This window comes from Dyadobacter frigoris (assembly GCF_005280585.1).
GTDB classification, from domain to species: Bacteria; Bacteroidota; Bacteroidia; order Cytophagales; family Spirosomataceae; genus Dyadobacter; species Dyadobacter frigoris.
Window position 1 is genome coordinate 688484 of sequence record NZ_SZVO01000001.1, and the last position, 21187, is coordinate 709670.

The 21187-nt window shown below is 39.3% G+C and carries 19 protein-coding genes; 11 read left to right on the forward strand and 8 right to left on the reverse strand.

Annotated features, from left to right (window positions below; translation table 11 throughout):
* The first annotated feature begins 13 nt into the window (after positions 1-13).
* The 3 genes from FDK13_RS03125 to FDK13_RS03135 all read left to right on the forward strand — a co-directional run bounded on the left by FDK13_RS03125 (position 14) and on the right by FDK13_RS03135 (position 5015).
* The gene (locus FDK13_RS03125; protein WP_137338508.1) at positions 14-1360 is read left to right on the forward strand and encodes a D-arabinono-1,4-lactone oxidase; all 1347 of its coding nucleotides are present in this window, start codon (positions 14-16) and stop codon (positions 1358-1360) included.
* 158 nt (positions 1361-1518) lie between these two features.
* The gene (locus FDK13_RS03130; RefSeq protein ID WP_137338509.1) at positions 1519-3186 is read left to right on the forward strand and encodes a hypothetical protein; all 1668 of its coding nucleotides are present in this window, start codon (positions 1519-1521) and stop codon (positions 3184-3186) included.
* Between the two features lie 146 nt (positions 3187-3332).
* On the forward strand, positions 3333-5015 hold the full coding sequence (locus FDK13_RS03135) for a hypothetical protein (protein WP_137338510.1): 1683 nt from the start codon (positions 3333-3335) through the stop codon (positions 5013-5015).
* A 10-nt stretch (positions 5016-5025) separates the two neighbouring features.
* Here the strand turns inward: FDK13_RS03135 and FDK13_RS03140 are convergent, their stop codons facing one another.
* Positions 5026-6252, reverse strand: a complete 1227-nt coding sequence (locus FDK13_RS03140; RefSeq protein ID WP_137338511.1) for an RsmB/NOP family class I SAM-dependent RNA methyltransferase — start codon at positions 6250-6252, stop codon at positions 5026-5028.
* Positions 6253-6441: 189 nt separating this feature from the next.
* On the opposite strand from FDK13_RS03140, the gene FDK13_RS03145 reads away from it, so the two are divergent.
* From FDK13_RS03145 to FDK13_RS03155, 3 genes are read left to right on the forward strand one after another with little or no spacing between them, the layout of a single operon-like run.
* Complete coding sequence (locus tag FDK13_RS03145) at positions 6442-7980, forward strand: AAA family ATPase (RefSeq protein WP_137338512.1); 1539 nt, start codon at positions 6442-6444, stop codon at positions 7978-7980.
* Between the two features lie 15 nt (positions 7981-7995).
* Complete coding sequence (locus FDK13_RS03150; protein ID WP_137338513.1) at positions 7996-8559, forward strand: HNH endonuclease; 564 nt, start codon at positions 7996-7998, stop codon at positions 8557-8559.
* 25 nt (positions 8560-8584) lie between these two features.
* Complete coding sequence (locus FDK13_RS03155; protein ID WP_137338514.1) at positions 8585-8857, forward strand: hypothetical protein; 273 nt, start codon at positions 8585-8587, stop codon at positions 8855-8857.
* Between the two features lie 15 nt (positions 8858-8872).
* Here the strand turns inward: FDK13_RS03155 and FDK13_RS03160 are convergent, their stop codons facing one another.
* The 3 genes from FDK13_RS03160 to FDK13_RS03170 all read right to left on the reverse strand — a co-directional run bounded on the left by FDK13_RS03160 (position 8873) and on the right by FDK13_RS03170 (position 13130).
* Positions 8873-10669, reverse strand: coding sequence for a hypothetical protein (locus FDK13_RS03160; RefSeq protein WP_137338515.1), 1797 nt, complete (start codon positions 10667-10669; stop codon positions 8873-8875).
* A 178-nt stretch (positions 10670-10847) separates the two neighbouring features.
* On the reverse strand, positions 10848-12245 hold the full coding sequence (locus FDK13_RS03165) for an alpha-L-fucosidase (protein WP_137338516.1): 1398 nt from the start codon (positions 12243-12245) through the stop codon (positions 10848-10850).
* A gap of 84 nt (positions 12246-12329) precedes the next feature.
* A complete protein-coding gene (locus FDK13_RS03170; RefSeq protein WP_137338517.1) occupies positions 12330-13130 on the reverse strand; it encodes a 5'-nucleotidase, lipoprotein e(P4) family in 801 nt (266 codons plus the stop codon).
* 158 nt (positions 13131-13288) lie between these two features.
* Between FDK13_RS03170 and FDK13_RS03175 the strand changes: the two genes are divergently transcribed.
* From FDK13_RS03175 to FDK13_RS03185, 3 genes are read left to right on the forward strand one after another with little or no spacing between them, the layout of a single operon-like run.
* Positions 13289-14032, forward strand: coding sequence for a dioxygenase family protein (locus FDK13_RS03175; protein WP_137338518.1), 744 nt, complete (start codon positions 13289-13291; stop codon positions 14030-14032).
* Positions 14033-14065: 33 nt separating this feature from the next.
* Positions 14066-14653: a hypothetical protein gene (locus FDK13_RS03180; protein WP_181956141.1), complete on the forward strand. Its 588-nt coding sequence runs from the start codon at positions 14066-14068 to the stop codon at positions 14651-14653.
* Complete coding sequence (locus FDK13_RS03185) at positions 14650-15366, forward strand: pirin family protein (RefSeq protein ID WP_137338519.1); 717 nt, start codon at positions 14650-14652, stop codon at positions 15364-15366. The genes FDK13_RS03180 and FDK13_RS03185 overlap by 4 nt, the downstream gene beginning before the upstream one ends.
* A gap of 32 nt (positions 15367-15398) precedes the next feature.
* On the opposite strand, the gene FDK13_RS03190 is transcribed toward FDK13_RS03185, so the two are convergent.
* Complete coding sequence (locus FDK13_RS03190) at positions 15399-15794, reverse strand: protease inhibitor I42 family protein (protein WP_137338520.1); 396 nt, start codon at positions 15792-15794, stop codon at positions 15399-15401.
* Between the two features lie 482 nt (positions 15795-16276).
* On the opposite strand from FDK13_RS03190, the gene FDK13_RS03195 reads away from it, so the two are divergent.
* A complete protein-coding gene (locus FDK13_RS03195) occupies positions 16277-16666 on the forward strand; it encodes a catalase-related domain-containing protein (RefSeq protein ID WP_137338521.1) in 390 nt (129 codons plus the stop codon).
* Positions 16667-16882: 216 nt separating this feature from the next.
* Entirely contained in the window at positions 16883-19123 is a 2241-nt protein-coding gene (locus FDK13_RS03200; protein ID WP_137338522.1) for a transferrin receptor-like dimerization domain-containing protein, read from the forward strand.
* 26 nt (positions 19124-19149) lie between these two features.
* On the opposite strand, the gene FDK13_RS03205 is transcribed toward FDK13_RS03200, so the two are convergent.
* From FDK13_RS03205 to FDK13_RS03215, 3 genes are all read right to left on the reverse strand, one after another.
* Positions 19150-19416, reverse strand: a complete 267-nt coding sequence (locus FDK13_RS03205) for a hypothetical protein (protein WP_137338523.1) — start codon at positions 19414-19416, stop codon at positions 19150-19152.
* A 12-nt stretch (positions 19417-19428) separates the two neighbouring features.
* On the reverse strand, positions 19429-20520 hold the full coding sequence (locus FDK13_RS03210) for a M4 family metallopeptidase (protein ID WP_137338524.1): 1092 nt from the start codon (positions 20518-20520) through the stop codon (positions 19429-19431).
* Positions 20521-20783: 263 nt separating this feature from the next.
* On the reverse strand, positions 20784-21164 hold the full coding sequence (locus tag FDK13_RS03215) for a hypothetical protein (protein ID WP_137338525.1): 381 nt from the start codon (positions 21162-21164) through the stop codon (positions 20784-20786).
* Positions 21165-21187: the final 23 nt, after the last annotated feature.

A 21187-nucleotide genomic window follows, 5' to 3' on the forward strand; every position in this document is an offset into this window, starting at 1 on the left:
GATCTGAATTGGTATGAAGAAAAGAACCTTTTTAAAAATATCATCTGCTTTAATGACTGCTCCTTTATTTTCTCCGCTGACGGGTTGGGCGACTGGCGAAAAGCTCAAAAACTGGGCTGGTAACCTTGAATATAGCACTACAAAATTATACGAGGCCAAATCAACGGAACAGGTCAGCGAATTTGTCAAAAAACACAGCAAGTTTAAAGTACTTGGAACGCGCCATTGTTTCAATAAAATCGCGGATAGTAAAGACGAATTTATTTCCCTGACGCAGGCTGACGAATTGATTGAAATTTCCTCAGATGGCAAAACCGTTACCGTAAATTCCGGTTTGAAATACGGACAGCTCAGTCCGGTTCTTGATAAAAAAGGATATGCTTTGCACAATCTCGCTTCGCTTCCGCACATTTCCGTTGCAGGTGCCTGCGCTACGGCCACGCATGGATCCGGAAATAAAAACGGAAACCTGTCTACGGCAGTTTCCGGGATGGAAATTGTTACGGGAACGGGCGAAACGATTAAACTGACAAAGGAAAAAGACGGACAGAAATTTCTGGCTGCTGTTGTAAACCTGGGTGCATTGGGCGTCGTTACAAAAGTGACGCTGGATATTCAGCCAACTTTTGAGATGAACCAATATGTTTATCAGAATTTACCGTTTTCAGAGCTGAAAGATAATTTTGAAGCCATTGAAGCGAAGGGTTACAGCGTCAGTCTTTTTACAAACTGGCAAAGCCGGGATATTGCGGAAGTGTGGGTGAAAAGGAAAATTGAAAAAGGAGAAAATTACAAACCGGATGCAGAACTGTTTGGTGCAAAACTGGCAACAAAAAATCTCCATCCCATTCCGGAATTATCGGCTGAAAATTGTACCGTACAAATGGGTGTACCAGGTCCTTGGTATGAAAGAATGCCGCATTTTAAAATGGGTTTCACGCCGAGCAGCGGCGTTGAGCTGCAATCGGAATATTTCGTGCCAAGGAAAAATGCCGTTGAAGCGATTATGGCAGTTTACAAACTGGCAGATCAGGTTGGTCCGCATTTGATGACTACCGAAATCCGCACTATCGCAGCAGACAATCTCTGGATGAGCCCTTGTTATAAACAGGATAGCGTTGCCATACATTTTACCTGGAAACAGGATTGGCCGAATGTCAGTAAACTTTTGCCGATTATTGAAAGGGAACTGGCTCCGTTTAACGCCCGTCCTCACTGGGGGAAAATGTTTACGATGGCACCTGCCAGGTTACAATCTTTGTATGATAAACTCCCTGATTTTCAGAACTTAATAAAAGAATACGATCCGCAGGGGAAATTCAGAAATGGGTTTTTGGATATGTATGTTTATAAGAGCTAGCTATTACAACCAACAAATTGACCGTATAATAAGATCTGCTTGTTTCATTACGCCAAAACGTATGATTACAAGCAGATTTTTTTGTTATTTATATAAAGTTACTGTTTATAAACCCCTCTATTTTGCGCCCCAATGTTTTACACTCGTTATTTTATATTTTGATTATACTGATACCATTGTTTTCTTTTGGTGTCTTTATTCTTGCACATGCGCTAAATATCCCTTACAACGACGACGAAGCTTTATTATATTCTCTGAATCAAATCATTGCAGTCCCCGAGGATTCTTTTTCTGCGTTATTTGAACAGCAAAATGATCATCGTATATTCTTCTCCCGCCTGGCCAGTTTGACAATTAAACTGGTATCCGGAAAAATGAATTTCAGGGTAATGATTATTTGCGGTTATTTAAATCTGGTTTTACTGGGATATTCATTTTTCTTGATTTACAAATCAGCTAATATCAGGCTGGCTTTTTTTATTCCTGTAGCCGTTCTGCTATTTTCACCAATCGTTTACGCGACCCATCTCTGGGCAATTACATCCTTCGAATATACGCTGGCAATAACCTTTTCGCTTTATTGTCTTATATTTTTGCAGCCTTCAAAACAGAAAATATGGTTCTGGTCAATTCCTTTTGCAATCGCCGCAGCCGTATCCAATCTTGATGGATTAAGCGTTATTCCGGTTGGGCTGGTGTGGCTGATTACCCAGAAGCGGAAAAAAGAAAGTATGTATTTTGCCCTTTTTGCTATTCTTTATGTAATTATATTTTTTATCGGGTTTCATTTTTCAGCAGCTTCCAGGTTCCCGCCATTTCCTCAAATTATCGGCATTGTATTTAAGGCATTCGTTTCTTATTGCGGGTCAATATTAAAAGTGTTATCCGACTCTCACGGAATTGTTTTATCGACAATTGCAGGCGCGTGCATATTAATTGTATTCATTGGAATTAACGTAATTAAGTTTTTCAAAAAGAAAGATTGGGGAGATGTTTTATTTCCAATAAGTCTGGCTGAAATTGGCTTTTTGGAGCTATTGGCCTGCGGTATGATGATCGCCCTTGGCAGAGCAGGTGATGTTGCCGGCAGTATGCTTGCCATAAGATTTCAGGTTTATGCGGTCAGCACTTTTATCTTATTTTACCTGTTCGTATTAAGTGTTTTAAAAAATGAGAAATACAAAAGATACTTTTTCCTTTTCTTTCTTTTATTCGCTCTGTCTCTGAATGCTCTTTCTTATTTAAAATATCCTGATGCCGTGGCGGTTCACAATGATGAATTGAAAGTTGATTCTTACAATTTCACCAATCATACTTTTTTTCTTTATCAGTATACAGAAAATCCGGATCCCGGTAAGCTGTTATACCTGCACTACGAATTCCCTGAATATTTTAGCAAAGAAAAAATCGACAGTTGGTATGAGGGATTAAAAGAGGGCGTGGTAAGTCCGCAGATACAATTTGTAAGTGAGAATTTGGATCATTTGCCAGAATATAAAAAATGGATTTATCCTGTTATCCATTTTGAAATCAACAATTTACCTGCGTCAGTACCGGATAAGGACGTATACCTTGCTTTATATAATCTCGAAAAGCCTGTCAAAATATTTCTGGTGGCTATAAGGCATGGAAATGTTACCTGGCTCAGGAAGATACTGCAATCCAACTCGGCGGACAGGTCCTTTTTGGCTACTTTTCCTCGAAAAATGCCGGATAAGATTTATAATATTGCGCTGTGCTGGAAGAGCAAAGGCATTAATAACAGCATTTTAGTTGCCAGGAATTTAAACCTGGATGACATCAGGAAAGCTGCTCCGATTGATTAAATAATTACCCATCATAATCCAGCCTTTGAAATATTTTGTTAGAATTGTTACAAATATTCTTTCTCTTCATAAATTTCCTCAGAGAATATTTATCAGTTTTTAGTACCTTCATTCTTTAGTCCTTTTATTCAGGAAATTAGCTTCCTATGTTTTCAAGTTCTCTGCGGTCATCTTTGCGTGTATTTTTACTTCTCATCCCAGTTTTCGCATTTGGCATTTATATTTTTAAAAATGCCATTAATGTCCCTTTCGGCGATGATGAGGCGCTATTGATCAGCATTAACCTGATCCATGAGAATGGCCGGAATTTATTTCACGCCCTCTTGGTCCAGCATAATGATCACCGGATTTTCTTTTCAAGACTGACTGCCGTACTGATCGAATTTTTTAACGGGGAAATGAATTTCAGGACCATGATCATCTGCGGCTACCTGAATCTGATCCTGCTGGGGCACACATTGTATTTGGTTTTCAAAACGGTCAGCAACAAACTGATTTTCTTCCTTCCAGTATCTGTATTGGTATTTTCACCCATTGTTTACGTTGTTCAACTTTGGAGCATTACGGCCTTTGAACAAACACTGGCGATCACATTTTCACTATATTGTCTTTATTTTTTACAACCTTCCAAACAAAAAAACTGGTATTTGTCTTTTCCTTTTGCGATTGCAGCCACGCTGGCAAATCTGGATGGTTTAAGTATTATTCCGGTTGGGCTGGTGTGGTTGATATTACAAAAAAGAACCCGGGAAAGTATTATTTTTGCCGTTGTCTCCGCGGTTTATCTTTATATCTTTTTTCAGGGATTCAGATTTTCCTTTTCTTCGGAATCTTTCACTTTGTCTCAAACCATCTGGCTGGTTTTCAGAGGTTTTGTTTCATTTACGGGATCGATTGTAAAAGTGCTTTCGGATTCACACGTTTATATCCTGTCACTCACCGCCGGAGGGTTTTTTCTTATAATTTACCTGCTTTTTTTTGTAAAGAAATTTACAACTTCCGATGGTTGGAAAGGTGTTTTATTCCCAATCAGTTTCGCTGAAATCTGTTTTTTAAAATTGTTGGCCTGTGGATTTATGATTGCTATGGGACGTGGAATGTCCGACATTGATAGTATGGCTGCGATGAGATTTCAGGTTTATTCGGCCTGCATTTACGGGTTATTTTACTTATTTGTTTTAAGTAATATTAAAAATGAGAAACTCCGGTACTCACTTTTTTTTGTGTTTTTATTGAGTGCATTAACCTTGAATTTTTGGGCTTATGCAAAGTACGACAATACAGTTACCGGGCATAGCGACGAGTTGAAAGTCGATTCATACAATTTCCCAAATCATACACTTTTCATTCATCAGTACACCAAATCAGAAGATCATGACAAGCAGTTTTTCAGACATTATGCTTTTCCGGAATATTTTTCTGAAAGTAAAATTAAGCGCTGGAATGAGCTGTTAAGCAGCCAGGAGTTGAACACACAAAGTATTTTCAAGACCAGCCTTATTGATGATAAATCCCGATATGGAGAATATAAATATCCAGTTTTAAGTATTGAAATTGATCATTTGCCAGCTGGAATTCCTAGGAAAGATGTGTATTTGATGTTATCAGATCGTCTGAAAATGGATAAACCTTACCTGATTGCGCTGCGGCTTAATAACAATGAATGGCTGGGAAATTTGATGAACCAGGATTTGGCTCCTCCTTCTTTTTCTGCCATTATTCCGCAAAAAATGCCGCAAGGAATTTACCATGCGGCACTATGCTGGTCGGAAAATGGTATTCCAAAGAGTTTGTTAATTGCAAAAGATTTTGCTGTTAATAATAATTGACAGCTTAGTCTTACTTGATTCTTTCTAAAAGAGCCATGTAAAATCCGTCGTAACCTTCATCAGCTACGGACGTGCGACGCTCGTTCATCAGCCTCCAACGGTCGCCAAATTCCATGATAAATCTTGTTACCTGATCTTCTGATTCGGAAGGTAATAAACTGCATGTGGCATAAACCATTTTTCCGCCTCTTTTCACCATTTTGGAATAAGTGCTCAGAATGTGCCATTGTGTATTCCGGATCGTATTCAGGAAAGTAGGTTGAAGTTTCCACTTCGTATCCGGATTTCTTCTCAAAACGCCGAGTCCTGAACAAGGAACATCCAGCAAAAGGCGGTCTGCTTTTTCAACCAGATCTTTCACCGTTGAATCATTTTTGATCAGGCCCGTTGTCAGAATTTTAACGCCATTCCGGATTGCGCGTTTTTGAAGCTCTTCCAGTTTGTAATTTTCAATATCAAGCGCGATGATATTTCCTTTATTTTCCAGTAAAGAAGCAATTTGTAACGTTTTTCCACCCGCACCTGCGCAGGCATCAATCACCGTTTGTCCGGGTTTGAGATCAAGAAATGCAGGTATTAATTGCGAACCAGCATCCTGAACCTCGAAAAAGCCTCTTTTAAAAGCATCCTGTCCAAATACATTTTGCCGCTTTTTAAGAATAATCGCCGTCGGAACTTCGGGAACCGTTTCTACTTTATCTTCCCCAAAAACAGAAATAACGGCTTGTAAATCCGATTTCAACGTATTGACACGCAAAACAAAAGGAGCCTGATGATTCAGTGCCGTGATTTCTTTTTCCCACTTATCACCTAGTTCTCTTTCACCAACTTCGTCAATCCAGTCAGGAATGGATTGCGCAATTTTGCGGACTTTGAGAGCTTCCTGATAACGGCTCAAAACCGTTTCCGGATTAATTTCTTCAAATTCCGCCCATTCAGGCAAGATATTATCCGTTTCCGTATGAAGTTGTGCAGGTTTGATAATTTGCCAGGTACCCACCATTTTCCAGAAATGATCCGGCTGCGTCACTTTTTCCAGACTGGCAGAAAACTTAATTAAACGCCACCAGCGCACAATTTCATAAATATTTTCCGCCAAAAAAGCCCGGTCGCGCGCACCCCATTTTGGATTGGATTTTAGTAAACGTTCTACAACACGATCTGCTTGTTGCTTGTCTGAAAAAATTTGCTGCAAGGCCTGAACCGTCGCCTCTATTAATCCTCTATATAGTTTCAAAGTCAAAACAGACTGGTTGTCTGGAATTAGATTTTATGGTTTGGAAGTAAACCAATGTAGAGGCAAAGTTCGGGAAAGTTTTTGAGAGTATTGGCTTGGCAAGAATCTGTCCGTTTCTATATTTATGCTTTCTTTACTTTAATGATATGTTATTAGTATTTTTGATTTGTAGCTAAAATTGAAAAGTTTATGAATGCTAAAAATCTTCCTTTGATTGTTGCACAAGAATTAAAGGAAATTACTGATTACATACAAGGTCGAATATATGAATCGCAACTATCTTTTGACTTAAAATCAGATAAGCGGTTTGGATATAAAATCACTTACAAAAAATATTCAAAAATCTACTTTGAAGTAACAGATTATGAAATTGAAAATCAATCTGTTGAATATGTAGTGGCAAGAGTTCCTTACGATTTATATACTGCGGTTGATGATTCATATGCAGAGGACCAGAAATTACAGAAGTATGAAGTACAAGATACGTTTAACGAATGGTTATCTTTTGTTAGGAATTACGAAAAAATGTCAGAAATTGATTATTCAAATCCTTTCTATCTGCATGATGAAATACTACTTCAAAACGAACCAGATACCTTTTTGGAAGAAGATAAAATTCTCAAATATTGTCTAAAAAGTTTATCCGTTTCAAATTTTCAAGGCATCAAAAGGGCAACCATTGAAAATCTTCCTGTTGACACAAATTGGGTATTTTTAGTTGGAGAAAATGGTTTTGGAAAAAGTACAATTCTTCAATCCATCATGCTTGGACTTCACGGTTCAAAGGATGGTTCCCATGATTATGTTATTGATTCTAATGCACAAATTAAGGTTGGATATAAATTTGAAGAGGAAAATTTGATTAACGATTTTCGTTTCAATCCGTCTCCATTAATTCACCTGGCTGCATACGGACCCGTCAGATTAAATATGCAGGTTGATGCTACCGTTAGCGAAGCAGCGCAGAGAAGCGGAACACTTTACAGTCTTTTCAGAACAGATGGTGTCTTGCTAAATATTGAAAGTGAACTTGTAAAATGGTATCTTAAAAAAGACAAACGGTTTCAATTAATCAAAAATGCTTTTTGTAAGCTTGTTCCATACATTTCGGAAATTCGCTTCAATGAATCCACAGACCGGATCGAATATATAGAAAAAGATCTCTTGGATGGCAGTGCGCAATACGAGCCGCTACCTTTCGAAAATATTGCTTCCGGATTCAGAAGTATTCTTGGTATGGCAGGAGATATGATTGTAAGATTATCGCATACGCAAAAGGATGTTGAAGACCCTTCAAAATTAAAAGGAATCGTAATCATTGATGAACTTGATCTTCACTGGCATCCTAAATTACAAAAACAAATACCGGAATTATTTAGTGAAGTTTTTCCTGGTATTCAGTTTATAGTTTCCACTCACAGTCCAATACCATTACTTGGAGCACCGAAAAATTCAGTAATTCTAAAAGTCAACCGGACAAAAGAGGAAGGAATAACAATAGAAAAAGTAGATGTTGATCTAAAAAATCTTACGCCCAATTTGCTCCTCACGTCCGGAATATTTGACATGGATAATATTTTTTCTTCTCAATTAGAAGATTTGACCGAAGTCAGAACCGAAAATACTTTTGATGAGATGACGAAAAATGACGAAGTAGATAAATACCTGGAAGATTTTGAGAAGAGTAACGAGGAGTTTCCAGACGAACTATTTCAATCTAAAAAGTAAATAAGGGTAAGAATAATGATTAGCGTAAAAAAAGATTTTGCAGCCCTCCCTCATAAATTAGTTAAGTCTAAAAGGTTAGAACTCATTTTAGATTCAATTGCAACGAAGAACAGCCACAAATTCAAATCAGCAGTTTATCGCAACACAACTTTGGAGGTTCTTGAAACATTATACAATCACAAATGTGCGTATTGTGAAACAGATACTTCTGCCGGAGCTCCAATGCAAGTAGAGCATTATCGTCCAAAGGCGAAGGTTACGGAAGACACAACACATTCAGGATATTATTGGATAGCTTATGAGTGGAGTAACCTTATTCTGAGTTGCAGTAAATGTAATCGCAAGAAATCAAATTATTTTCCAATTACCGGAATCAGAATTTCAGCCCCAATAATAGGAGTTGATGGTCTTCCAAACGATGAATCTAAACTAATCAATTCTCAGTATTTCACTGATGAAGGTGCATTATTATTGAACCCTGAAATTGATATCGTTGAAGCTCATTTTATCTTCAAGCCTAATGGCGAAATTGAAGGATTAACGCCACAAGCAAAAGAAACAATCAGAATGTGGTCTTAACAGAAAGGAACTTATTGTTAAAAGATTGACCATTTTAAACGAAACTGTAAATAATATAAAAAGAGTGCTTACCGACTTAATCAGTAATAAGATTAAGCCAGAAGTTGGACGTTATTCGTTAAAAGATATTTTTGAAAAGCTCGTATTACTTCAAGATGCTAAAAAGGAATATTCCCGATTTGGCTATTTTCTGTTTTATAAGTTCGATCTTTTTATTGCAGATTCATTAGAGCAAAAACAGCGGGAAGCCGTCAAAAAATTATTTGCCCAGTTTTTAAATGATCCTCACGGATTCTGAGCAAAATTATTAACCCTACAACCCAATCTCCCTCAATTCCATCTCAACTCCTCTCAGCTGCCCAATCATCTCCGCCTTATAAGCCAACGTCTGATTCGTAATTTTTGGCACAAGCTCTTTGTAATAATCAATCCCGACGAGCAGTTGTTCTTTAAATTTGATCAAATATTTCCTTTTTTTCTCATTCAGCTTTTGAGCATTTGCTTCAAGGTCTTTTTTGTAATAATCAACATAAAGATTCAACTCATTGACAAACATATTGGGCCGGTTCACTTTACTCAATAAATCGATTTTGCCATAAATATGTTTAACTATTTCATCCAGAGAATACACTTTTGAAAACCAGGCAAGATTTGGACCCGGACAAATAGAAACGGCTGTGTTTTCTCTTGGTTTGAGCAGATGATTTTTGAGCAGTGTTGATGTGCTCAGTCCGTCACAAAGACAAAGTTTTTCTGTGATCGCATTAAATTGTTCCTCGTAATCAGCCGGTCTGGGTTCAGTTTCCTGCAATTGTTTTATTTTTAGATGCTGATACTGTCTGGATGCGGTGCAAATCGGTTCGCTCGTGAATTCTGTATTAGAAACCAGATATTTTTTCTTGCAAGGACTTCCCGGCCGACCTGCTGCTATGCGTTCTAAACGCTGTTTTTCTGCACTGCTTTTTTTGAAATTGTTAAAAAGAACACCAAGCGGCGATGAATTGCTGATATAATAGTCATCACTTTTTGCTTCTGCCAAATCCTTTAACGTAGCCTCATCCACATTGGTAACTTCCGGGACCAGCAAAAACGGACTTCCCCAGCCAGTCGCATTTACCTGATAATGTTCCAGTAAAAAATGATCTTCTTCGGCTGTTCCTATCCCGCCTTGAACTGTGATTTTTAGCTCAGGAATTTTACTGATTTGATATTCTTTTGCTTCAAGCGCAACTTTGTACAAGCCAAAAAGTTCTGTCAGCATTTCTTCTTTCCGGTCTTTAAATTCTTCCAGAATTGGCCCTAACAAATATCCTTCCGTGGCAAAAGCATGTCCGCCACAGTTCAATCCTGATTCAATTCTGAACTCCGAAACCCAGATTCCTTTTTTTGCCAGGAATTTTGCCTGAATGAAAGCAGAGCGAAAATCGCTCACTTTTAGTATGATCTTTTTACGGAAATTATCATTTTCGTCGGGATAAAAATCCCTGAAATTTTCAAGGTAATTGTAAAGTCTTGGATTCATTCCCGCGGAAAGAATAAGCGAGGAAGTCAGCGTACTATTGGCAAATCCACGCAGAGCAGCAGAAGCATCAGAATAGTCGTCTGACAAAATCTCTCCGTAAACATCTCTGTTTAATTTATCTACTTTTGACATAATATTTACGTCAATAGCTCCTTTTTTCAGACAATTCCGCAAAGCGCCCTGCATCCATTTTTTCTCTTCCGGATCTTCTGATAACAGCATTTTTTCATAACGCTTTTTTAGAGAAGATGTATCGGGGAGCAGATCAAAATAACGGGTAATGTCATTTCCTTCATTAAAAGGTTGCTGGCGTAGATTGTCAAATTGTTTGTTGACAATTCTTTCCATCAAATCCAGGTAGGCTGTAATGCGCCTGCTTCTGAAATCGTGTTCGCTGGAAAGAATCGGAATATATGTTTCGTCATTTTTTAATGTATGAAATTTCCGCATCCGTTCAATCATTTCGTCATCCACAATGGAGGCGACGGACGAAATCCCGAAATGAGAAACTTTAATAGGTGTATCAACAGAATAGCCCAATCCTAAAACCGGAATATGAAAAGTATGCGTCGTGTTTTCCTTGCTCATGAGTGGCTTGAAGTAGTAAGTTTTCACTCTTCAAAACTAGAACTTAGTCGGAGCAGAAAAATTGATGCAGGTTGGAAACTTATATGATAATTGTCACCTGGATCTTGATTTAAGGATTGATGGATTTTTAGATATTTGATTTAAGGGTTGGTGGATTTCTAAAATTGATTTTTTTTGGTTATCTCCTTTCGTTGTAGACGCCTACTTCGGCTAAAGTTGGAGGGGCGGTAAATTCATCGATTGAGATTCTCACTTTTCCAGCCCAGATTCTGTCAAAACGTAATGTTTTTATTTTCTCAGGATTCGTTACCGTTTGGAGCGGTTTCCAGGTTCCGTTTTCAAAATATTCCACGCGATATTTTTTAATGGAAGCTTCTCCTTGTGCAATCGTGATCATATTGAAGGCCTTATCCTTGTCAAAAGAAATCTCAAACCACGGATTTTTTACTTCTTTGTTTGAAACCCAGGAAGTGCTGAAATTGTCGTCATTGGCAAAATCCATGATATCCATGTCGTTGCTCCAACTTGAATTTGTTTGCTGATGTTTGGCGATGTTTGAAGAAATAATGGGTGCATCCACGGGACCCAGTTTTGGAACTGCACTACCTTTTTTCCATAAATCACCCATTTCTTTTAACGCTTTCAATGCATTGTCATCAATTAATCCGTCACGGTTTGGTGCTACGTTTAATATGAAATTACAAAAAACCTGGTTGAATGGAATCAGGTTATTGCTGACCAATTCATTCGGGTTTTTAACAGGATCGGTCGGGAAAGTGGTTTTCCAAAACCATGAGCTGTTGATCGGCAGACAGGAAAGTGCTGGCAACTTGTTGGTTTCTTTTGAAATTTTCTGTCCGGCGCCTTGTTCGTATGATTTAATATCGGTGTAATAAAGTGCTTCTTTTGGATATTTGGCAGCGTTCAAATCCATCAGCAAACAATTCGGCTGCAAGGTTTTTACCAAAGTATATATTTCTTCAAAAGGAACATCGTCATAAGAAATTCTTGACCAGGGCGCGTCCCAGCCATCAATGATCAGAGCAGAAATTTCACCATACCGGGTCAATAATTCTGTTAACTGAGCTTTGATCATATCAATATGTTTCTTCTCAATATAACCCGGACGAAGCTTATGATGCGTATCAAGAATGGAATAATAAAGCATCACTTTCAATCCGTTCGCCCGGAAACTTTCAGCGTATTCTTTAACGACATCTTTTTTCAAAGGACTGTTCATGACATTATAATCGGTCGTCTTGGTATCCCAGATACAAAAACCGCTGTGATGTTTGGTCGTCAGGCAGCCGTAAGTCATCCCGGCAGATTTCGCCGCTTTTGCCCATTGGTTGCAATCCAGTTTTGTCGGGTTGAAAACTGAAGGTGAAGTATCCGGATCAGGCCAGTCCTGATTGACATAAGTCGGAATATTGTAATGAATAAACATTCCGAAGCGCAAATCGATAAATTGTTGTTGAAGTTCGCTGAGTGGTTTTCCTTTTTTTGTGATTTGGGAATTACAGGTAAATGGTAAAGACAGAAGAAGCAGGATGAAAATGGATAGTGATTTTTTCATGTTAGGAATTGCGGTGCTTTGCACCTTTTTGAATTTACACGGATATTATTGTGCTACAAGTATTATGGTGCGCTGCACCTTTTTTTAGTAGCTTTTCAAAACACTTTTAATAACAGAGTCTTTTTGTGCAGCTTTCAGTTTGAGATTGTACTGATAAACGGCTCCCTCCCAATCACCATAAACCGGATTTGGTAAAACAATAAAACGTTTGCCAAAATCGGCGGCTGACGCGTAGGTATTTTTCAATCTTTCATCTGCCGGTTTTTTATCAAACAATGCACTGAAATCAGCCAGATTATCGCCCATCAGCAGAATAATATTATGTGTTTCCGCTATTTTTTGCCGCCTTGCTTCTTTGGAAGAAACCGTTTGTTTCAAAATCAGATTTTCATTGACAGCGTCAGGAAACCCGAATTTTACCAGATTGGCCAACGTTCCTTTTCTCTCAGTCTCAGCACGATTGGTCAGATAGAATATTTTCACACCTTTTGAAGATGCATATTTCAGAAATGGTAAAGCGCCTGGAATTGTATCAGCCCTGGAAAGTGCCGTCCATTCTTCCCAGGATTTTTGCTCGTAATCTTTTCCCTGCAACGACTGCTTTACGTCATACGGACTATTGTCTAAAACTGTTTCGTCAATATCGGTAACAATGGCCAAAGGCCCGGATTGTGGCAAAAGCAATGCTTCGTCCACCCGAATATGCGCAATATTGAAAGCCTGAAAACAAAGTGCCTTATATTCCGCAGCGCGTTGTTGAAACAATGCTGTAAATAATTTTCCTTCGGCAGTAAGATTTGAGGAAGATACAGCGGTTGCGGATTGCTGTTTGGCAGTACTGCATCCCAAAACCAGCGCGGAGATTAAAATGACGTATTTTTTCATAAAACAAAGTAAATCAGTTATCGCTTAATAGTTGGCAGATAAATCATTAAAAACCGGAATTTACCGCAACATTCTTGCGTTTTACCTCAATGTCTTTACATTCAGCAACATTGGCGCCCGTTCCCGCGTATTGTCTGAAAAAACATACTCACTGAACTATGGAACGCAAGGAATTTTTAAGAAGAGGATTTTTATCAGCATTAGGTTCGGCGGCTATTCTTCCGATTTTGGGATCATGCAGCAAAGATAGCGTAGATCCAACGACGACGGATACCACTACCGGGACAACGACAGGTACGACAACAGGAACCACCACTGGTTCATGCACGACAACGGCTACTGAAACAGCGGGCCCGTTTCCGACAAAAACACCGGGCACATTGGTGATGAATGATATCACTTCTGATCGTACCGGAACAAAACTTACGGTGAAAATCACGATTCAGAATAAAAACAACAGCTGCGCGGCTCTGGCCAATGCCATTGTGGATATCTGGCACTGTGATGCAGCCGGCAATTATTCTGAATATGGTGGAAGCGGGATGCAGTCTACCAATTATACAACGGTTCATTTCCTTCGCGGAAGACAAACAACGGATGCGAATGGTCTGGTTACTTTTACAAGTATTTATCCGGGTTGGTATTCAGGGCGTGCGCCGCATATACATGCGCATATCTACAACAGTTCAGGAACTTCGCTTTTGGTGACGCAAATTGCTTTTGATCAGACTATTTGTAATACGGTTTATGCTCAGGGGGCCTACAAAAGTCATGGCTTGCAGGATACTACAAACTCAAATGATAATGTTTTCAGCGACGGCGTTACAACAGAACTGGCTTCGTTTACAGGCAGTGTTTCTGAGGGTTATGTGCTGACGCATACGATTGTTGTCGCAGGATAATGTGCTGTTAAAATTAGCTAAATTGACCAGGAAATGACAAAAGGCCTTATCCAGCTCTGCTACCGGAAAATAATTGATGCTCATTCACAAAAGATTTGGGACAAATATGTTTTCGACGATACCTACATGGAGTTTTTCATGCAGGCGCAGACTTACAACCAGGAAGGCAAATACAGGACTTTTCAGGAAATATCGGAAAATATTCCCGCAGCTCAGAATCTGACTTATCTGGTGAGTACGGCTGCGTTCAATTATATAAGACAATTGAAAGATATTGTTCCGGATATAGCCAATATTTATGGGAAATTGTACCTTCCTTTTAACCGTTTTAAGTTTGAAATAATACAATCGGATGTAAAGGACAAGGCAAGCCATATGGTTGCGATTTATTTTTACAGCGAACCGCTAACCTGGATTGATACGCTGGATGGAAAGTTATTAATTGCTTACGGAGATCAGCGTGAAGCGATTAATCTGGGAGAGGAAGTAGAAACAGAATTAATAGCGCTGCAACCATTTCTGAATATTTCCAGTGTAATTTTTCCGGCTGCAAAACCTGTTTTAAAAGCGGAAAGTGAATCTTTGGTACCAACTGCTGAAAGCGAAATTAATTTGATATGATCACACAAACGGAAGGGCAAATATATCTGGCAGGTCAGCGCGGATGTTCTCAATTATCCTGGTTCAGAAGTTTTCATACCTTTAATTTCGGTCTTTATCAGGATCAGAACAGAGAGCCGTTTGGTAATTTGCAGGTTTTTAATGACGATACATTAGCAGCCGGAAAAAGCTTTAAAATGCAGTTGGAAGAAAATACCGAAGTGATTTTACTTCCGGTCGTCGGCGCGATTGAATACAAAAACAGTCTGGGTGAAACCGGAATTCTGGAAGCCGGACAAATGCAGATTTTCTCAGCCGCAAAAGGCATGGAATATGAAATTATTAATCCATATGAAACAGAGCTTATCAATTTTATCCAGCTATTTTTAACGAATAACCAGCATTCTTTTATTCCAAAAATGCAGGAAATTAATATTGATCTGGAAATCAGAAATCAGCTTTTTCCCCTGTTTTCTCAGGGACAAAATGGTCTTACTACTCATCAGGGAACTTTCGGATATATCGGGAAATATAGCGGCAGACAAGAAGATCTATACCAACTCAAAAATCCCGAAAACGGAATATTTGTTTTTATTATCGAAGGTGCATTTGAAGTTCAGAACAGATTAATGGAGGCCAGAGACGGTTTGTCGCTTTGGAATCTTGATGAGCTGGAATTTGAAGCCCTTTCAAATGATGCTATTATACTGATCCTTGAGGTATCCTGGGTATAAGCAGGTTGCGAGTCCTGTTTTACCCTGGCACTTCATGGTTCGATGATTACGTTTAAAATCCGTGTTTCAGCTGCCGGGCCTTTTTCAAAAGAGCGGCTCAGGTTGAATGTCAACACATCTTCTCCCATAGCTTTGGTTGTGCGCAGCGTAAATGTTTTTATCATTTTGCCGCCGGGAAGGTCTTTTTTCTCGGTTTTTTGTGTTGATGAGGATATTTCTTCGATTTGCGATTTGCCCTTATCGAGTGTCCAGTCGTAACCGGTTCCCGCCTGTAAAGGCAGTTTTACGATTAATGATGAACCGTTGCGAAGTGCAACGGTCGTCTCGCTTTTTTCAAGAATCACAACTTTATGTCTGCCCTTCGATGTGGCACATTTGCAGGTACTTAACGCCAAAACAATCAATGAAATCCACAGCAGCTTTTTCATGATTTTATTAATTTATAATCAAACGGAATTGTCTTTTTTATCTCCGTTTACCCATGAAAAGTAGCGATTTTTAGGTCAGAAAGCAAACTCATGAGGCTTTCGTGAAATGGCTATATTCATCTTTCTATCAGATGTTTAGAATGTATTTTCTGCTCCTGGTTTTCCACCTTAAAAGTAATCCTGATTTAATTATATGGTTTTGACTGATGATCTGTATCTGTCAGAATTGCGTATATGTATTAAACGTAAGGTGATAATGATCATTTATCTTTCGATCATTTTACATTCCGATAATTTGTACACGTTTTACCTGTATTTAGCAATCGTGGAAGCAATAGGGGGTTTGTACTTTTGAATTGTCTATTAATCAGTATTGCAATCAACGGGAGTAAAGCCGGTTCTTTATTCCCGTTATTATAACTTTTGGAAGGATTGTTTACTATCGCCAAAATTCACCTGAAAACTTTAAAGATTCTTAAACCATGAGCGATAATAAAAAAAGATCGGGTATCTGTTTGGGAAAAGGAATCCGGTTTAAACAGGAATTTCTGACAGATTCAGAATATTCTGTTACCTCTGAATCCACAGGAATATCACCTTTACTGATGAATCTGAACGCCACAGAAGGTTTTTCAGTAAATGAGGGTGATTATAATTTGTCAGGTATTTTTTACAGAGAAATGTTATCCGATGAAGACAGGATCAATCTGGTATGTAACATTGTCTGCTCATTAAAGGGAATCAATAATTCGCAAAAGGAGGAAATAATAAAAGAACAACTTTACCACTTTTTCAAAATCGATACGAAACTGGGTCTGGCTGTGGCTGATGGATTGAAAGTTAAAGTGGGGGCGTTTTTATTGTCACGATGATTTTATCGCGGTGTAGAGCATGTTGATTTCTTTCTGCCTGTCAAAAGACCGGAGCTGCAATGAAGCGATAGTCAGAAGTTGATACAAAATATCAGTAGATATATATAGAATAAAACTTAGCTTATTTATGATTTTATCCAGGTCGAAAATCTTCAATTTTAATAATTGCTATATTAGGATTATTCTTTCTACCTGACTAAAATTTTTGCTCCCTTTATGAAACACATTTTTCGAAAAACAATCCGTGTCCTGCTCTTTTCACAGATTTTGATGAGTCCCGTTTATGCCCAGAATTTGATGGGTTTTGGTGCTGAATCGTCAAAAAAGGAAATTGATCTGGAAGCTTCTTTTGACAAACAGCTGCAAGCCAAAAATTTGCAGGAATGGATGAAAAGAATGACGGCATATCCACATCAGCTAGGCTCAGCATATGGACTTAACAATGCGCTTTTCCTTCGGGATAAGCTTATTTCCTGGGGTTTTGAGGCACATCTGGATACAGTACACGTTTTATTCCCGACTCCCAAAATCAGGATTGTAGAATTAACCGAGCCAACAAAATTTAAGGCTTCTCTGACGGAACGTTCTGTGAAAGAAGATGCAACATCCGGCCAAACCAAAGATGTACTTCCTCCTTACCACGCTTTCTCGGCAGATGGTGATGTGACGGCAGAGCTGGTTTATGTCAACTACGGAATTCCGGCAGATTATGACGAACTGGCAAAGTTGGGAATTGATGTAAAAGGAAAAATTGTTATTGCGAAATATGGTAATTCATGGCGCGGAATCAAGCCAAAAGTGGCTTATGAACACGGCGCAATTGGTTGTATCATCTATTCCGATCCAAAGGAAGATGGCTATTTTCAAGGTGAAGTTTATCCAAAAGGTCCGTTTAAAAATGACGCGGGCGCCCAGCGCGGTTCTGTTGTAGATTTACCTTTGGCACCGGGCGATCCGCTTACAAACGGTTTTGTGGCCAGTGCGGAAAATAAACGTTTGTCGGTTAAAGATGCACCAAGTATGATGAAAATTCCGGTTTTGCCGATTTCATATGGTGATGCGTTGCCGTTATTAAAAGCGTTGGGCGGACAAGTTGCTCCTGCTTCCTGGCGCGGTGCTTTGCCGATCACGTATCATATTGGACCGGGTCCTGCAAAAGTGCATTTAAGGCTTGAATTTAATTTTGATATCGTTCCGGCCTATAACGTTATCGCGACTATTAAAGGAACTGAATTTCCTGATCAGTGGGTTGTGCGTGGCAATCACCATGATGCCTGGGTATTTGGTGCGAGTGATCCTGTGAGTGGTGCAGTAGCCGAACTTGAAGAAGCACGCGTGCTGGGAGAATTGATGAAAACCGGCTGGAAACCAAAAAGAACGATCGTTTATTGCTGGTGGGATGGTGAAGAGCCGGGTTTGTTAGGTTCAACAGAATGGGTTGAAAAGTATAAAAAAATCGTCTCGGAAAAAACGGTTGTTTATCTGAATACCGATGGAAACGGACGTGGATTTTTAGGCGTTGGCGGTTCTCATACCTTGGAAAAATTCATAAATCAGGTTGGACAAAGTGTTACGGATCCGGAAAAAGGAGTTAGCGTTATTGAGCGCCTTCGTTCAAAAATGATTGTTGACGGCCCTGCCTCATCAAAAATGGAAACCCGCACCCGTAGCGACGTACGTATAGGTGCGTTAGGTTCTGGTTCTGACTTTACGCCATTTATTCAGCATTTGGGTGTTTCTTCACTTAATCTTGGTTTTGGCGGTGAAGATGAAGGTGGCGATTACCATTCCATTTATGATTCTTATGATAATTATGTCCGTTTCAAAGACACTGACTTTTCATATGGTGTAACACTTGCCAAAATGATGGGACGCTCCGTTCTGAGATTTGCAGATGCAGAAGTTCTTCCTTTTGATTTCAGCAATTTTTCAAACACGGTTCAGACTTACGCAACCGAAATAAAACGCGACCTGGAGTCCGTAAGAACGAAAGCGGAAGATCAGAATAAATTGATTTCTGAAAATCGTTTTGAACTTACTGCGGATCCGAAAGAACCTTTTGTGAAACCGATTTCCATGGAAGTTGCGCCTTACCTGAATTTCTCACCTTTGGAAAATGCATTGACTGTTTTGGAAAAAAGTGCTTCCGCTTATGCCGCTGCATCTGCAAAAATGACGACATTACCGGCGGACAAACTTAAACAATTGAATGATATTTTATACAAATCAGAGCGTTTTTTGATCAATGAACAAGGTTTGCCAAGACGCCCATGGTACAAACACCAGATTTACGCTCCGGGATTTTACACAGGTTATGGTGTGAAAACTTTGCCGATGATTCGCGAAGCTATTGAGCAGCGCAACTGGTCAGAAGCAGATCAGGGAGTTGTTCGTGTGAGTGATGCGCTCAAAGCATTTACTGCCGAAATCGATAAGGCGACAGCTCTAATGAAATAACCCCGGAGCCAGGCTCCAGGGTTATTTTATGCTTTTACGTATTTTAATTCAGTTTTCAGCCCCTCAAATATAGCTTTATATTTGGGGGGTACTTTTTTTAGATCGACGGGAATTTCGCGCCCTTGTACTTCAAGATAATGACAGATCTCATTCATGTTTTCCGGCTCTTTTTTTTCGTCCCGGCAAATGTGACCGATCAATTGTTCCAGTTCCTGATCCGACCAGTTTACCTGTGTGGTAGCCTCCTGTTTTAGCGGAACCATTCCACCAAAACGCTGTAATTTTATTTCCATAAACAAAACGATTTATACTTTTGCCGCATTCCAGCCGTCTGTTACGGCTTTCGCTTCCAGACTTCCTGTACCAAACAATAATTCTGCTTTTTGTATGGTTAGATTTTTGAATTCGGCGAAGCTGGCAGTGGGTTTTAAATTTTGAGTATCCGTTAAAGCGGAATACCAGATTCTTCCTGCTTTTTCCCATGAGTAACCGCCTAAATTAAAAGCTGTTACATAAAATGCGAAATTGGTAATACCGGAATTAATATGAACACCACCCCAGTCGCCGCGATCTGTGTCGGGCAGATTTACGAACTTATCAAAAGTAGCCGGCTGCGGATCCGTTCCCAGATCAGGGTGGTTAACATAAGCAGTCCCGGGAGCTTTCATGCTCCGTAAAGCGTATTTGGCACCTTTCAGCACATTTTCACCAATCAGCCATTTTGATTTTTTGACATCCAGGTTTAATAATCTTTGCTTGATCATAATACCAAAAACATCGGAAACCGATTCGTTCAAAGCACCGCTCTGCATGTGATATTCCAGACCGGATTCATATTGCGTAACGCCATGTGTCAGTTCGTGCCCGATAATATCCGGATCGGCCGTAAAGCTGCCGAAAATTTTTCCGTCTCCATCACCATAAACCATTCGCTGTCCGTCCCAGAACGCATTATCATATTTATTGTCATAATGAATATAATGTTTAAGTACCAGACCAAGATTGTTTACCGAATTCCGGCCAAAAATCCGGAAATACAAATCCCAGGTAGCTGTTCCGGCAGCTACCACATTTTTTGTATCGGCGTCCATCGGCTTTTTTTCTTTTCCATTGTCCCAAACCAGTTTTCCTTTACTGATCACGGTATCGTGCTGCATATTATAAACCTGCATTTTCATAACCGGTTTCGCAGCTGGTTTTGGGGCAGGAAGCAAAGCCGCGCGCTGTGTGTCGGTAAGCTTTGCAAAAAACGCACGATCACTTCTGAAACGTGAATTTCTCAGATCTGTTTTCAGGATCATGGGCAATTTGCTTTTGCCCGCTTCGTCCAGCAATTTATCGCTCATGTAAGGCGGAATAATACATTGGATCGGATGATGTGAATTGTGGTGGCACATGGTTAAAATTGTTTTAGTATGAAAAATGAAGTAGACTTTCAGAAAGGATTAATATGCCAAATAACGTTCTGTTATTATTATTTGTTATCGCGATTTTCTTTATTAAAAGTATACAGGCATTTCCCATTTTCCTAATTACAAAAGCGTATGTTATTGACCGGGGAATGATGGTTTATTTGTTAGTTTTCAATTAGTTGTGGGGGATAGGCAATCAGTAAAAGTCAGACGTCGTCCAGGTAGATTTTGAGACAATAACCAGTAAATTAAAGATTCCTTTTCCAGCGCACCATTTCTGAATCCGGTGATTTGCTGTAAAAAATATTGGTGAAGCGGCAACCGTTATAGATGTATTTCACGAAATCGTTTTTGAAAACTACCCGATAGGGAAGTTTTTTATAAAAGCGGTAGATATGACCTTTTCTATCGGTAAAACCCCACAAAGAATCTTTGGGAATCTTGATTTTTGTTCCGCTCCGGTTAAAGACTTTTACATAACGGCTGTATTGCTGCCCACGTATCGTCTTAATCGTAAGGCTGTCCGACTGGCCGATATCTGAGCTGTTGTATAGCAATTTCTGATGTTGACCAAATGATGTAGAAAAACTACAACCAATAAATAGTACCAGCAGCAACAAAGGTTTCATATTTTCCGGAATTTAATTTCAAC

Excerpts from the sequence above, each read along its gene's own strand:
- FDK13_RS03165 (WP_137338516.1), bottom strand. The coding sequence starts at position 12,245 with ATGAAAAAATCACTATCCATTTTCATCCTGCTTCTTCTGTCTTTACCA.
- FDK13_RS03160 (WP_137338515.1), bottom strand. The coding sequence starts at position 10,669 with ATGAGCAAGGAAAACACGACGCATACTTTTCATATTCCGGTTTTAGGA.
- FDK13_RS03180 (WP_181956141.1), top strand. The coding sequence starts at position 14,066 with ATGACAAAAGGCCTTATCCAGCTCTGCTACCGGAAAATAATTGATGCT.
- FDK13_RS03210 (WP_137338524.1), bottom strand. The coding sequence starts at position 20,520 with ATGTGCCACCACAATTCACATCATCCGATCCAATGTATTATTCCGCCT.
- FDK13_RS03200 (WP_137338522.1), top strand. The coding sequence starts at position 16,883 with ATGAAACACATTTTTCGAAAAACAATCCGTGTCCTGCTCTTTTCACAG.
- FDK13_RS03185 (WP_137338519.1), top strand. The coding sequence starts at position 14,650 with ATGATCACACAAACGGAAGGGCAAATATATCTGGCAGGTCAGCGCGGA.
- FDK13_RS03195 (WP_137338521.1), top strand. The coding sequence starts at position 16,277 with ATGAGCGATAATAAAAAAAGATCGGGTATCTGTTTGGGAAAAGGAATC.
- FDK13_RS03125 (WP_137338508.1), top strand. The coding sequence starts at position 14 with ATGAAGAAAAGAACCTTTTTAAAAATATCATCTGCTTTAATGACTGCT.
- FDK13_RS03135 (WP_137338510.1), top strand. The coding sequence starts at position 3,333 with ATGTTTTCAAGTTCTCTGCGGTCATCTTTGCGTGTATTTTTACTTCTC.
- FDK13_RS03175 (WP_137338518.1), top strand. The coding sequence starts at position 13,289 with ATGGAACGCAAGGAATTTTTAAGAAGAGGATTTTTATCAGCATTAGGT.
- FDK13_RS03145 (WP_137338512.1), top strand. The coding sequence starts at position 6,442 with ATGAATGCTAAAAATCTTCCTTTGATTGTTGCACAAGAATTAAAGGAA.
- FDK13_RS03150 (WP_137338513.1), top strand. The coding sequence starts at position 7,996 with ATGATTAGCGTAAAAAAAGATTTTGCAGCCCTCCCTCATAAATTAGTT.
- FDK13_RS03170 (WP_137338517.1), bottom strand. The coding sequence starts at position 13,130 with ATGAAAAAATACGTCATTTTAATCTCCGCGCTGGTTTTGGGATGCAGT.
- FDK13_RS03205 (WP_137338523.1), bottom strand. The coding sequence starts at position 19,416 with ATGGAAATAAAATTACAGCGTTTTGGTGGAATGGTTCCGCTAAAACAG.
- FDK13_RS03215 (WP_137338525.1), bottom strand. The coding sequence starts at position 21,164 with ATGAAACCTTTGTTGCTGCTGGTACTATTTATTGGTTGTAGTTTTTCT.
- FDK13_RS03190 (WP_137338520.1), bottom strand. The coding sequence starts at position 15,794 with ATGAAAAAGCTGCTGTGGATTTCATTGATTGTTTTGGCGTTAAGTACC.